A 12,455-nucleotide genomic window follows, 5' to 3' on the forward strand; every position below is an offset into this window, starting at 1 on the left:
TCGCTTTATGTCGTCCAGCAGTGATGAATCCCAAAGCGAACTGATTCGCGCCCGGGACGTCGAGGATTTTGACGTCTGGGCGCTGCCCAGTTTTGACCCCGAGCCGGAACCTGAGCCTGAACCCGAGCCTGAAGAGGTGCAGGAGGAAATCGAGGAAGTGCCGCTGGATGAAGTCCAGCCGCTGACCCTCGAAGAGCTCGAAAGCATTCGTCAGGAAGCCTACAACGAAGGCTTTGCCACCGGCGAGAAGGAAGGTTTCCACAGCACTACGCTCAAGGTCCGCCAGGAAGCCGAAGCGGCCCTGAGCGCCAAACTGCAGGCGCTCGAGCAGTTGATGGTCAACCTCTTCGAGCCCATCGCCGAGCAGGACACGCAAATTGAAAAGTCCCTGGTGGAGTTGGTGAAACACATCACTGGCCAGGTGATTCAGCGTGAACTGGCGATGGATTCCAGCCAGATCGAACATGTCATGCGCGAGGCGCTCAAGCTGTTGCCCCTGGGGGTCGGCAATGTGCGCCTGTACGTCAATCCGCAGGACTTCGAGCAGGTCAAGAGCCTGCGCGAACGGCACGAGGAAAGCTGGCGCATCGTCGAGGACGAGGCGCTGTTGCCGGGCGGCTGCCGGGTCGAGACCGAGCACAGCCGGATCGATGCCAGCATCGAAACCCGAATTACCCAGGCCATGGATCAGCTGTTCGATCAATTGCACGAACAGTCATTGCACCCGGCTGCGGCCGACCTGAGCCTGGACCTCGGTCCGCGCACACCGCCAGTGGCGGATGTGGGCGCTGCAGATCCGCCGGCAGAGCCTGAGGCCGCGACCGAGCCGGACCATTCCGATGCGCCTTGACCGCACCAGCTTCGGCAAGCGCCTGGGCGGTTACGCCGAGGCGATCGAACTGCCGGGCCAGCCAATCCTGGAAGGCCGCTTGCTGCGCATGGTCGGCCTGACCCTGGAGGCCGAGGGCCTGCGCGCTGCCATGGGCACCCGCTGTCTGGTAATCAATGATGACAGCTACCACCCGGTCAAGGTCGAGGCGGAAGTCATGGGCTTTTCCGGGAGCAAGGTGTTCCTGATGCCCGTAGGCAGCGTCACCGGGATCGCTCCCGGGGCTCGCGTGGTGCCCCTGGCCGACACCGGGCGCCTGCCCATGGGCATGGGCATGCTGGGGCGGGTGCTCGACGGCGCGGGAAGGGCGCTGGATGGCAAGGGCGGGATGCGCGCCGAAGACTGGGTGCCGATGGACGGCCCAACCATCAACCCCCTCAAGCGCGATCCCATCAGCCAGCCGCTGGATGTGGGGATTCGTAGCATCAACGGTTTGTTGACGGTGGGGCGCGGCCAGCGACTCGGCCTGTTCGCCGGTACCGGGGTGGGCAAAAGTGTGCTTTTGGGCATGATGACCCGCTTCACCGAGGCCGACATCATTGTGGTCGGGCTGATCGGTGAGCGGGGTCGTGAGGTCAAGGAGTTCATCGAGCATATCCTTGGCGAGGAAGGGCTCAAGCGCTCGGTGGTGGTGGCCTCGCCCGCGGACGATGCACCGCTGATGCGATTGCGCGCAGCGATGTACTGCACGCGGATCGCCGAATACTTTCGCGACAAGGGCAAGAATGTCCTGTTGCTGATGGACTCCCTGACCCGTTTCGCCCAGGCCCAGCGGGAAATCGCCCTGGCCATCGGCGAGCCGCCGGCGACCAAGGGCTATCCGCCTTCGGTGTTCGCCAAGCTGCCCAAGCTGGTGGAGCGCGCCGGCAATGCCGAGGCCGGTGGTGGCTCGATCACGGCGTTCTATACCGTGCTGTCCGAAGGCGATGACCAGCAGGACCCGATCGCCGACTCGGCGCGGGGTGTGCTCGACGGGCACATCGTGCTGTCCCGACGCCTGGCGGAGGAGGGGCATTACCCGGCGATCGACATCGAGGCCTCCATCAGCCGGGTCATGCCGGCGGTGATCAGCCCCGAAGACATGGCGCGGGCGCAGTATTTCAAGCAGCTCTGGTCTCGCTACCAGCAGGCTCGCGACCTGATCAGCGTCGGCGCCTATGTCGCCGGCGGCGACCGGGATACCGATACCGCCATTGCCCTGCATCCGGCGATGGTGGGCTACCTGCGTCAGGGGCTGAACGACAATGTCAGCCTCGGTCACAGCCAGACCCACCTGGACATGCTCTTCTCTCCGGCTGCGGGCGGGTAACGGGCCATGGCCGACAGCCGTGCGGCGCGCCTGGCGCCGGTGGTGGACATGGCCGAAAGCGCCGAGCGCACCGCCGCCCAGCGCCTGGAGTACTTCCATGGCCAGGTGCGTTTGGCCGAGAGCAAGCTGGGGGATCTGGAGCGCTATCGCGGCGACTACCAGGAGCAGTGGGTCGAGCGCGGCAAGCTCGGGGTATCCGGCCATTGGCTGTTGAACTATCAGTACTTTCTCAGCCAGCTGGATACTGCGGTAGGCCAGCAACGGCAAAGCCTGGCCTGGCATCAGAACAACCTCGATCGTGCGCGGGAAACCTGGCAGCAGGCCTATGCGCGGGTGGAAGGGCTGCGCAAGCTGGTCCAGCGTTATATCGACGAGGCCCGGGTGCTGGAGGACAAGCGCGAGCAGAAGCTGCTGGATGAACTTTCCCAGCGCCTGCCTCGTCAGAGTCCTTACTGATCCCGCTCATTTTCCCTGTGCAGGTTGTCCGGCTGGCGAGTGGGTGCTAAACCTTCTAGAAGTCGCCAATGACAAGGAAGCAGTCTCATGTCGGTCGTAACAGAAATATCCCCGGACGGGCAGAAGCTCACCATTTCCATCAGGGGGCGTTTTGATTTCGGGCGCCACCAGGAGTTTCGCGAATCCTATGAGCGGCTCAATCGGACGCCGGAGTCCATCGTCGTCGACCTCAAGGAAGCCACCTACCTCGATAGCTCGGCCCTGGGCATGCTGTTGCTGTTGCGGGATCACGCCGGTGGCGACAATGCCGACGTACGGGTGATCAACAGCAATTCGGATGTGCGCAAGATCCTCGCCATCTCCAACTTCGACAAGCTTTTCGACATCAGTTGAGCGGTATGCGCTCGATGGCCGAGTCCCTGTGTGTGCTGATTGCCGAAGACGGCGCGGCAGACCGTTTGCTGCTGTCCAGCATTATCCGCCGCCAGGGGCATCAGGTGCTGGTGGCCAGCAATGGGGCCGAGGCCTTGGCGCTGTTTGCCAGCCAGCGTCCGCATATCGTCTTGATGGACGCGATGATGCCGGTGATGGACGGGTTCGAGGCTGCTCGGCAGATCAAGGTTCTGGCGGGTGAAACCCTGGTGCCGATCATCTTCCTGACGTCCTTGAGTGGAGAAGAGGCCCTGGCCCGCTGCCTCGAGGCCGGCGGCGACGACTTTTTGGCCAAGCCCTACAATCCGGTGGTCCTTGGGGCCAAGATCAATGCCATGGACCGCTTGCGGCGCCTGCAGGAAACGGTGCTGCAGCAGCGTGACCAGATCACCCGCCACCATGATTACCTGCTCAACGAGCAGCGGGTGGCCAAGGCGGTCTTCGACAAGGTCGCCCACTCCGGTTGCCTGGATGCGCCGAATATCCGCTACCTGCAATCGCCCTATGCGCTGTTCAATGGCGATCTGTTGCTGGCGGCCTACACCCCGGCGGGCGACATGCATGTGCTGCTGGGAGACTTCACCGGCCACGGCCTGCCGGCGGCGGTGGGGGCCATGCCCCTGGCGGAGGTGTTCTACGGCATGACCGCCAAGGGTTACGGCCTGCCGGAAACCCTGCGGGAGATGAATGCCAAGCTCAAGCGCATCCTGCCGGTGGACATGTTCTGCTGCGCCACCCTGCTGTGCCTGAGCTTTCAGCGCCGGGCGGTAGAGGTGTGGAACGGTGGCATGCCCGAAGGCTATCTGTATCGCCAGGCCAGCGGTGTGCGAACACCCCTGGTGGCTCGTCACTTGCCGCTCGGGGTGTTGACGGGCGAGTCCTTCGAGGACAGCACTGAAGTGTTTCCCATGGCTCCGGGAGATCGAGTGTTCCTTCTGTCGGACGGTGTCATCGATACCTGTAATGCCGAGGAGGAGCTGTTTGGTGTCGAGCGTTTGCAGCAGGTATTTGCCGACAACCGCGAGGAAGACCGGCTGTTCGAAGAGGTTCAACAGGCCCTGGAGGCGTTTGGCGGGCGCGCCAGGGATGATGTGAGCATGGTCGAGGTCAGTCTGCCCGAGTTGCCCAGGCTGGCGCCGCCGGCCCTGGTGTACTCCGACAGCGGCCAGTCCTGTCCGCTGGACTGGTCGGTGAGTTTCGAGTTTCGCGCCGCCACCCTCAAGCGTTTCAACCCCTTGCCATATCTGCTGCAGCTATTGCTCGAGGTGCATGGCCTGCGCTCCCAGAGCGGCGCGTTGTACAGCGTGTTGGCCGAACTCTATTCCAATGCCCTGGAGCACGGCGTGCTCAAGCTCGACTCCCGGCTCAAGCGCGATGCCGAGGGGTTTACCCGCTATTATCGCGAGCGCACTGCCAGGCTGGCGCAGTTGCAGGATGGTTTTGTCCGGGTGCATCTGCAGGTGCAGCCTCTGGAGACTGGCGGGCGCCTGGAAGTGCGGGTCGAAGACAGCGGTGAAGGCTTCGACGTCGCTGCGGTCCTGGCCCGGCCCAACGATGCCGGGCGCTTGTCGGGGCGCGGTGTCAGTCTGGTTCGGCAGATGAGCCAGCAAGCGGTCTGGGCCGATGACGGGCGCAGCGTCTGCGTGGAGTTTTCCTGGGAGGCTCTGGCATAATTCGCGGGTTCTTGATCAAGGAGTGAACAAGTGGCTGAGATACATCTGGACCACACCGTGCTCAACGCATTGCAGGAAGTCATGGAGGATGAATACCCGGTCCTGCTGGACACCTTCGTCTGCGATTCCGCGGAGCGGGTGCGCGTGCTGCGCAAGTCCGAGGATGCGCTCCAGCTGGTCGCCACGGCTCATAGCCTCAAGGGCAGCAGCAGCAACATGGGGGCCATTCGCCTGGCCGAGCTCTGTCATCAACTGGAGGTGCGGGCCGCGCAGCCGGCCGGTGATGGCATTCGCCAACTGGTGGGCGAGATCGATGGCGAATTCGCCATTGTCCGGCGCCTGTGCGAGCAGGAACTGCAGCGCTACCATTGCTGAGAAACAATTTTTTATCAGCCGCTTGATAAAGCTGGCTCGACCCTTGCAGTCAAGTCTCGCAACTGTACCTATGATCCCCGTGCAGCGGAGACTGTCCATGGCTGTTACCCCCAATTCGCTCCTTCAGGCCACCGCTCAGGCCAATCCTCAGTCCAAGACTCAGGTGGCACCTGCCAATCCTCTGGCAAGCGTTGCCCAGCCTGGAGACCGGGCGTCCAGCTTTGCGCAGCTCTATGCCAAGGAGTCCCAGAGCGCGCCGCAGAGCAAGCCCCTGACGGTTGCGGACAGCGCCCCCAAGCCGGTGCGCGACAAGAGCGCCGACAACAGTCCGAAGAAGGATGTGGGCAACAATCAGTCTGCCGCGTCGCAGCCAGCGGTTGCCGATAGCGGCAAGACCTTGCCTGCCGACAAGCCCGTCAGCGGTGACAGCAAAACCACCGCCAGCGACGACAGCAAGCCGGCCGACAAGGCCCAGGCTGACACTGCTCAAACCGAGACGCCGCCGAGTGATCCGTCACTGGACCCGAGCCTGCTGGTGCAGGTGCCGCCGGCAACCGTGGAGGCCCCGGCGCCGGCTCCTGTGGCGCCGCAGCCTCAGGTCGAGGCTGCGCCGGTGGCGGTGCCGCCACCGGTGGCGGCTGCCGTGGTGGCAGCCGCGGAGCCGGCCAAGGCCGAGTTCGATCCCGAAGCCGATCCGCTGGATGCCTTGCCTGTCTTGCGCCTGGCGATGGAGCAGGGCGGGCACGTCTCGGCCGCCAGCCAGTCACAGCCCAAGGCGGCGCCGGCGAATGCCGAGGCCGACGGCCAGTTGGCCTCGGTGCAGAACTTCGCCAACGGCATGGCTGGCATGCTGGAGCAGCAGGCCGGCAAGAGCAGCACCGAGCAAGGGGGCGAGAAGGCTTTTGCCGGGTTGGTCGCCGAAGGCTTGAAAGACCTCAAGGGGGCTTCCAGCGATACCCGTGTGGACGACTTCGCCAACCGTCTGGCGGCTTTGACCCAGGCCGCGACGCCGAAGACCGCCAATGCGACGCCGGTCAACCAGCCATTGGCCATGCACCAGAGCGGCTGGACCGACGAAGTGGTCAACCGGGTCATGTACCTGTCGAGCACCAACCTCAAATCGGCCGATATCCAGCTGCAGCCGGCCGAACTCGGGCGCCTGGATATCCGCGTGCACATGATCCCGGACCAGCAGACCCAGGTCACCTTCATGAGCGCCCATGCCGGAGTGCGTGAGGCCCTGGAAGGGCAAATGCACCGCATGCGCGACATGTTCAACCAGCAAGGCCTGGGGCAGGTCGACGTCAACGTTTCCGACCAGTCTCGTGGCTGGCAGGGTCAGGAGCAGGCCCAGCAGGGGCAGAACCGCGGTAGCGGCTCCAGCACCAGTGGCAGTCGCCTGGACGCTGGCGAGGATGAGGTGAGCAACGCCGTGGCGGCAGTGGACGTCCCGGTGCAGACGGTCATCGGTTCCAGCGCTGTCGACTATTACGCCTGATTCGTGGCGGGGGCATGAGCTCCCGCCCGATGTTGCAACGCTGTCCCGGCCCTTCATGGGCCCGGTTCCCTGAGGCAATCCCGAGCGCGCAAGTCGTGGGGTTGCCCCTGTCTGATCCCCCTCTGCCGTTCATCCCTTCATTTCTGACAAATCTGGCATAACACTTGCTCTTGCCTTGCCGTGCGACTGTGAACCCCCGAATAGTGACGGATTATTGGCATGGCGAAGAGCGAAGCAGCAGAAAAACCCACCGCAGGGAAAAGCAAACTCAAGCTTATCCTGTTGATTGTCCTGGCGTTGTTGCTGGCCATCGGCTTGTCGGTCGGTGCCACCTGGTACTTCATGCACAGCGCGCAGAGCAAGCCTGCGGTGACAACGGAAACCGCCAGCAACGTCAAGCCTGCGGCGATTTTCGAGTCCATGGCCCCGGCCTTTGTCACCAATTTCACCCAGAACGGCCGGCCGCGCTACATGCAGGTGAGCATTACCCTGCTGGCACGCAACCAGGCTGACCTGGATGCACTGAAAGTGCATATGCCGGTTATCCGCAACAACCTGGTGATGCTCTTCTCCGGACAGAGTTTCGAGACCCTGGCGACTCCGGTCGGTCAGGAAATGCTCCGCCAGAAGGCCACCGCCAGCGTCCAGGAAGTGGCGCAGAAAGAGGTGGGCAAAGTGGTCGTCGAGCAGTTGCTCTTTACTAACTTCGTACTGCAGTAGGAACACGACATGGCCGTGCAGGACCTGCTGTCCCAGGATGAGATCGATGCGCTGTTGCATGGCGTCGACGACGGTCTGGTACAGACCGAACACGCAGCCGAACCCGGCAGCGTCAAAAGCTACGACCTGACCAGCCAGGATCGCATCGTCCGCGGACGCATGCCGACCCTGGAGATGATCAACGAGCGTTTCGCCCGCTACACCCGGATCAGCATGTTCAACATGCTGCGTCGTTCGGCTGATGTGGCGGTGGGTGGCGTGCAGGTCATGAAATTCGGTGAGTACGTGCACTCGCTGTACGTGCCCACCAGTCTCAACCTGGTGAAGATCAAGCCGCTGCGCGGCACCGCGCTGTTCATTCTCGACGCCAAGCTGGTGTTCAAGCTGGTGGACAACTTCTTTGGCGGCGACGGCCGGCACGCGAAGATCGAAGGGCGTGAATTCACCCCGACCGAACTGCGGGTGGTGCGCATGGTGCTGGAGCAGGCCTTCGTCGATCTGAAAGAAGCCTGGCAGGCAATCATGCCGGTCAACTTCGAGTACATAAACTCCGAAGTGAACCCGGCCATGGCCAACATCGTCGGTCCCAGCGAGGCCATCGTGGTGTCGACCTTCCACATCGAACTCGATGGTGGCGGCGGCGACCTGCACGTGACCATGCCGTACTCGATGATCGAGCCGATCCGCGAAATGCTCGACGCCGGCTTCCAGTCCGACCTGGATGACCAGGATGAGCGCTGGAGCAAGGCATTGCGCGAAGACCTGCTGGACGTGGCGGTGCCACTGAGCGCCACGGTCGCCCGACGCCAGTTGCGCCTGCGGGACATCCTGCACATGCAGCCGGGGGATGTGATCCCGGTAGAGCTGCCGGAAGACATGATCATGCGGGCCAACGGCGTGCCGTCGTTCAAGGTCAAGCTCGGTTCCCACAAGGGCAACCTGGCACTGCAAGTGATCGAGCCGATCGAGCGTCGCTGAACGGCGCTCCAACCTGTTTGCTGTTCAATGAATTTTTGCCCGTCGAGGACCCAAGATGGCTGACGAAATTAACTCCCAGGACGACCAGGCGCTGGCCGATGAATGGGCTGCTGCGCTGGAAGAGACCGGTGATGCCGGCCAGGCCGATATCGACGCCTTGCTGGCGGCTGACGCCGGTGCCGCGTCAGGCTCCGGGCGCCTGCAGATGGAAGAGTTCGGCAGCGTGCCGAAGAACCATGATCCGGTCACCCTCGACGGTCCCAACCTTGATGTGATCCTCGACATTCCGGTGTCGATCTCCATGGAGGTCGGCAGCACCGATATCAACATCCGCAACCTGCTGCAGCTCAACCAGGGCTCGGTGATCGAGCTGGATCGCCTGGCCGGCGAACCGCTGGACGTGCTGGTCAACGGAACCCTGATCGCCCATGGCGAGGTGGTGGTGGTCAACGAGAAGTTCGGCATTCGCCTGACCGACGTGATCAGCCCCAGCGAACGCATCAAGAAGTTGCGCTAAATGAACCGGCTGCTAGGCATCCTGTTTGGTTTGCCCCTGAGCGCTCTGGCAGCAGAGCCGGTGGCGACCACGACCGTGGCGGCGGCGGTGCCGGCGGCGGGCAGCGTCAGTGGGCAGTTGACTCAGCTGGTGCTGGGGCTGCTGCTGGTGATCGGGCTGATCTTCTTCCTCGCCTGGTTGCTGCGGCGGGTGCAACAGGCCGGCCCTTCCGGCAAGGGCCAGGTGATCGAGCTGATCGGCTCCCGGGCCTTGGGGCCGCGGGATCGCCTGGTGCTGGTGCAGGTCGGTAATGAGCAGATTCTGCTGGGCCTGACTCCTGGCACCATCACCCCGCTGCATGTGCTCAAGGAGCCGGTGCAGGTGCCCAGTAGCGAACAGGCGACGCCCGAATTCGCCCAGCGCCTGATGGAGCTGTTGGGCAAGGACCAGAAGGATAGGAAGTAATGCCGTTGCGCATCCTCTTGACGTTGGCGCTGTTGCTGGTAGCGCCGCTGGCGCTGGCGGCCGACCCGTTGTCGATCCCGGCGATCACCCTTGGCACCAACGCCAGCGGCCAGCAGGAGTACTCGGTCAGCCTGCAGATCCTGCTGATCATGACCGCGCTGAGCTTCATTCCGGCGTTCGTCATGCTGATGACCAGCTTTACCCGGATCATCATCGTCTTCTCGATCCTGCGTCAGGCCCTGGGCCTGCAGCAGACGCCGTCGAACCAGATCCTCACCGGCATGGCATTGTTCCTGACGATGTTCATCATGGCCCCAGTGTTCGACCGGGTGAACCAGGACGCGCTGCAGCCCTACCTGGCGGAAAAGCTCACGGCCCAGGATGCGGTTGCCAAGGCCCAGGTACCGATCAAGGACTTCATGCTGGCGCAGACCCGCAGCAGTGACCTCGAGCTGTTCATGCGCCTGTCCAAGCGGACCGACATCGCCAGCCCCGACCAGGCGCCGCTGACCATCCTGGTGCCGGCCTTCGTGACCTCGGAGCTGAAGACCGCCTTCCAGATCGGTTTCATGATCTTCATTCCGTTCCTGATCATCGACCTGGTCGTGGCCAGTGTGCTGATGGCCATGGGCATGATGATGCTCTCGCCACTGATCATTTCCCTGCCGTTCAAGATCATGCTGTTTGTCCTGGTGGATGGCTGGGCGTTGATCATCGGCACCTTGGCGGGCAGTTTCGGTGGTGTTTAAAACCTTGTTAGCGGGTGATCGACAATGACTCCGGAAGTCGCGGTAGACCTGTTTCGCGAAGCGCTCTGGCTGACGACCATGATGGTTGCCGTGCTGGTGGTGCCGAGCCTGCTGGTGGGCCTGATGGTGGCGATGTTCCAGGCTGCCACCCAGATCAACGAACAGACCCTGAGCTTCCTCCCGCGCCTGCTGGTGATGCTGGTGACCCTGATCGTGGCCGGGCCCTGGCTGGTGCAAACCTTCATGGAATACATCCGTCAGTTGTACGGCAGTATTCCGCAGTTGATTGGCTGAGCCATGTCCTTGCTGGCGCTTACCGACACCCAGATCGGTTCCTGGGTGGCGTCTTTCATGTTGCCGCTGTTCCGGGTCGCCTCATTGTTGATGGTGATGCCGATCTTTGGTACCACCCTGGTGCCTCGGCGGGTGCGGCTGTACTTTGCCCTGGCGATTACCGTGGTCATCGCCCCGGGCCTGCCGCCGATGCCCGAGGTGCATGCCCTGGACCTCAGCGGCCTGTTGCTGATCGCCGAGCAGATCCTGATCGGCGCGGTGCTGGGGTTTTCCCTGCAGTTGTTCTTCCAGTCCTTCGTGGTGGCCGGGCAGATCGTGGCGATCCAGATGGGCATGGGCTTCGCGTCCATGGTCGACCCCACCAACGGTGTGTCGGTGGCAGTGATCGGGCAATTCTTCACCATGTTGGTGACTTTGCTGTTCCTGGCCATGAACGGCCACCTGGTGGTCTTCGAGGTGCTCACCGAAAGCTTCACCACCTTGCCGGTGGGCGCAGGCCTGATGGTCAATCACTACTGGGAGCTGGCGGGCAAGCTCGGCTGGGTCCTGGGTGCGGCCCTGCTGCTGGTGCTGCCGGCGATCACGGCCTTGCTGGTGGTCAACATCGCCTTTGGCGTCATGACCCGGGCGGCGCCGCAGCTGAACATCTTCTCCATCGGTTTTCCCCTGACCCTGGTGCTGGGCATGGGCATCGTCTGGATCAGCCTGGCGGACATTCTCAATCAGTATCAGCCGCTGGCCTCCGAGGCCCTGCAGTTTTTACGTGAACTGGCAAAGGCGCGCTGAGTCATGGCAGAGAGCGAGAGCGGCCAGGACAAGACAGAAGAGCCCACGGAGAAGCGCAAGAAAGACTCCCGGGAAAAGGGAGAGATTGCCCGCTCCAAAGAGCTCAATACCCTGGCGATCATGCTGGCCGGGGCCGGTGGCCTGCTGATCTATGGCGGTGGCCTGGCTCGGGACCTGCTGGAAATCATGCGCCTGAACTTTTCCCTGCCTCGGGAGGTGCTGCTCAGTCCTGGCGCCATGGGGCTGTACCTGCTGCATTCGGGCAAGATCGCCATCCTGGCGGTGCAGCCAGTACTGCTGACTCTGTTGCTGGCGGCGATCATCGGACCTATTTCCCTCGGGGGCTGGCTGTTCGCGGCCAAGAGCCTGGCCCCCAAGTTCAGTCGGATGAACCCGGCCAACGGACTCAAGCGGATGTTCTCGCCCACTGCGCTGATCGAGCTGCTCAAGGCCCTGGCCAAGTTCGCCCTGGTGCTGTTCGTGGCGCTGTCGGTGCTGTCTTCGGACATTGACGACCTGTTGCGTATCGCCCACGAGCCTCTTGAGTTGGCGATCATTCACAGCATTCAGGTGGTGGGTTGGAGCACTTTGTGGATGGCTTGCGGCCTGATCCTGATTGCCGCGGTGGATGTGCCGGTGCAGTTGTATCAGGCCCACAAGAAACTCTTGATGACCAAGCAGGAGGTGCGCGACGAGCACAAGGACCAGGAGGGGCGACCGGAGGTCAAGCAGCGGATTCGCCAACTGCAGCGTGAAATGTCCCAGCGGCGGATGATGGCGGCGATTCCGGAGGCCGACGTGGTCATCACCAACCCGACGCATTTTGCCGTGGCGCTCAAGTATGACGCCGAGAAGGGCGGGGCGCCGGTGCTGCTGGCCAAGGGCAGTGACTTCCTGGCGTTGCAGATTCGCGAAATTGCCGTGGCTCACCAAGTCATGCTGCTGGAGTCGCCGGCCCTGGCGCGCTCGATCTTCTACTCCACCGAGCTTGAGGAAGAGATTCCTGCCGGGCTTTACCTGGCGGTGGCCCAGGTGCTGGCCTACGTCTACCAGATCCGCCAACACCGCGCAGGCAAGGGCAAGCGCCCGGACCCGCTCAAGGACCTGCCGATTCCACCGGATCTGCGGCGCGATACTTCCGGCAAGCAGTCTTCCTCGGGTCCCATCGAGCCGCTGTAGGGGAGCAGGCAAGGCTCCGCTCGCAGGCGCCCCTTGTCAGAAAAATGGCTAATTGCCATTAGGTGCTCCATCGGCTTTTTCCGTTTGCCGGCAGGCGCGGGTGGGGGAGGTGGATATTCCTGCGAGCCCCTGGTTACCGCGTTCGATTAAAGTTGG

At 63.0% G+C, this 12,455-nt stretch carries 15 protein-coding genes; all 15 read left to right on the plus strand.

Annotation, left to right across the window (positions count from 1 at the left end; translation table 11 throughout):
- The first annotated feature begins 7 nt into the window (after positions 1–7).
- The 15 genes from fliH to flhB all read left to right on the plus strand — a co-directional run bounded on the left by fliH (position 8) and on the right by flhB (position 12,299).
- Positions 8–850, plus strand: coding sequence for a flagellar assembly protein FliH (fliH, locus tag U873_RS0132770; RefSeq protein WP_025132282.1), 843 nt, complete (start codon positions 8–10; stop codon positions 848–850).
- The gene (fliI, locus tag U873_RS0132775; protein WP_025132283.1) at positions 840–2,198 is read left to right on the plus strand and encodes a flagellar protein export ATPase FliI; all 1,359 of its coding nucleotides are present in this window, start codon (positions 840–842) and stop codon (positions 2,196–2,198) included. Before fliH ends, fliI begins: the two co-directional genes overlap by 11 nt.
- 6 nt (positions 2,199–2,204) lie before the next feature.
- Positions 2,205–2,654: a flagellar export protein FliJ gene (fliJ, locus tag U873_RS0132780; RefSeq protein WP_025132284.1), complete on the plus strand. Its 450-nt coding sequence runs from the start codon at positions 2,205–2,207 to the stop codon at positions 2,652–2,654.
- An 87-nt stretch (positions 2,655–2,741) separates the two neighbouring features.
- Positions 2,742–3,047, plus strand: coding sequence for an STAS domain-containing protein (locus U873_RS0132785; RefSeq protein ID WP_011059979.1), 306 nt, complete (start codon positions 2,742–2,744; stop codon positions 3,045–3,047).
- A gap of 5 nt (positions 3,048–3,052) precedes the next feature.
- Complete coding sequence (locus tag U873_RS0132790; RefSeq protein ID WP_025132285.1) at positions 3,053–4,759, plus strand: fused response regulator/phosphatase; 1,707 nt, start codon at positions 3,053–3,055, stop codon at positions 4,757–4,759.
- A gap of 30 nt (positions 4,760–4,789) precedes the next feature.
- Positions 4,790–5,134: an Hpt domain-containing protein gene (locus U873_RS0132795; RefSeq protein ID WP_025132286.1), complete on the plus strand. Its 345-nt coding sequence runs from the start codon at positions 4,790–4,792 to the stop codon at positions 5,132–5,134.
- 97 nt (positions 5,135–5,231) lie between these two features.
- Positions 5,232–6,632 (plus strand): flagellar hook-length control protein FliK, encoded by a 1,401-nt coding sequence (locus U873_RS0132800; protein WP_025132287.1) that lies wholly within the window; start codon positions 5,232–5,234, stop codon positions 6,630–6,632.
- A gap of 219 nt (positions 6,633–6,851) precedes the next feature.
- Positions 6,852–7,352, plus strand: coding sequence for a flagellar basal body-associated protein FliL (gene fliL, locus U873_RS0132805; RefSeq protein WP_025132288.1), 501 nt, complete (start codon positions 6,852–6,854; stop codon positions 7,350–7,352).
- A gap of 9 nt (positions 7,353–7,361) precedes the next feature.
- On the plus strand, positions 7,362–8,330 hold the full coding sequence (fliM, locus tag U873_RS0132810) for a flagellar motor switch protein FliM (RefSeq protein ID WP_025132289.1): 969 nt from the start codon (positions 7,362–7,364) through the stop codon (positions 8,328–8,330).
- Positions 8,331–8,385: 55 nt separating this feature from the next.
- A complete protein-coding gene (gene fliN, locus U873_RS0132815; RefSeq protein WP_025132290.1) occupies positions 8,386–8,847 on the plus strand; it encodes a flagellar motor switch protein FliN in 462 nt (153 codons plus the stop codon).
- On the plus strand, positions 8,848–9,291 hold the full coding sequence (gene fliO / locus U873_RS0132820) for a flagellar biosynthetic protein FliO (RefSeq protein ID WP_025132291.1): 444 nt from the start codon (positions 8,848–8,850) through the stop codon (positions 9,289–9,291).
- Positions 9,291–10,040 (plus strand): flagellar type III secretion system pore protein FliP, encoded by a 750-nt coding sequence (gene fliP / locus U873_RS0132825; protein WP_025132292.1) that lies wholly within the window; start codon positions 9,291–9,293, stop codon positions 10,038–10,040. The genes fliO and fliP overlap by 1 nt, the downstream gene beginning before the upstream one ends.
- 24 nt (positions 10,041–10,064) lie before the next feature.
- Complete coding sequence (gene fliQ / locus U873_RS0132830) at positions 10,065–10,334, plus strand: flagellar biosynthesis protein FliQ (RefSeq protein WP_011059988.1); 270 nt, start codon at positions 10,065–10,067, stop codon at positions 10,332–10,334.
- Positions 10,335–10,337: 3 nt separating this feature from the next.
- A complete protein-coding gene (fliR, locus tag U873_RS0132835; protein WP_025132293.1) occupies positions 10,338–11,120 on the plus strand; it encodes a flagellar biosynthetic protein FliR in 783 nt (260 codons plus the stop codon).
- Positions 11,121–11,123: 3 nt separating this feature from the next.
- Entirely contained in the window at positions 11,124–12,299 is a 1,176-nt protein-coding gene (gene flhB, locus U873_RS0132840) for a flagellar biosynthesis protein FlhB (protein WP_025132294.1), read from the plus strand.
- Positions 12,300–12,455: the final 156 nt, after the last annotated feature.

This window comes from Pseudomonas sp. PH1b (genome assembly GCF_000633395.1).
Lineage (GTDB): Bacteria > Pseudomonadota > Gammaproteobacteria > Pseudomonadales > Pseudomonadaceae > Aquipseudomonas.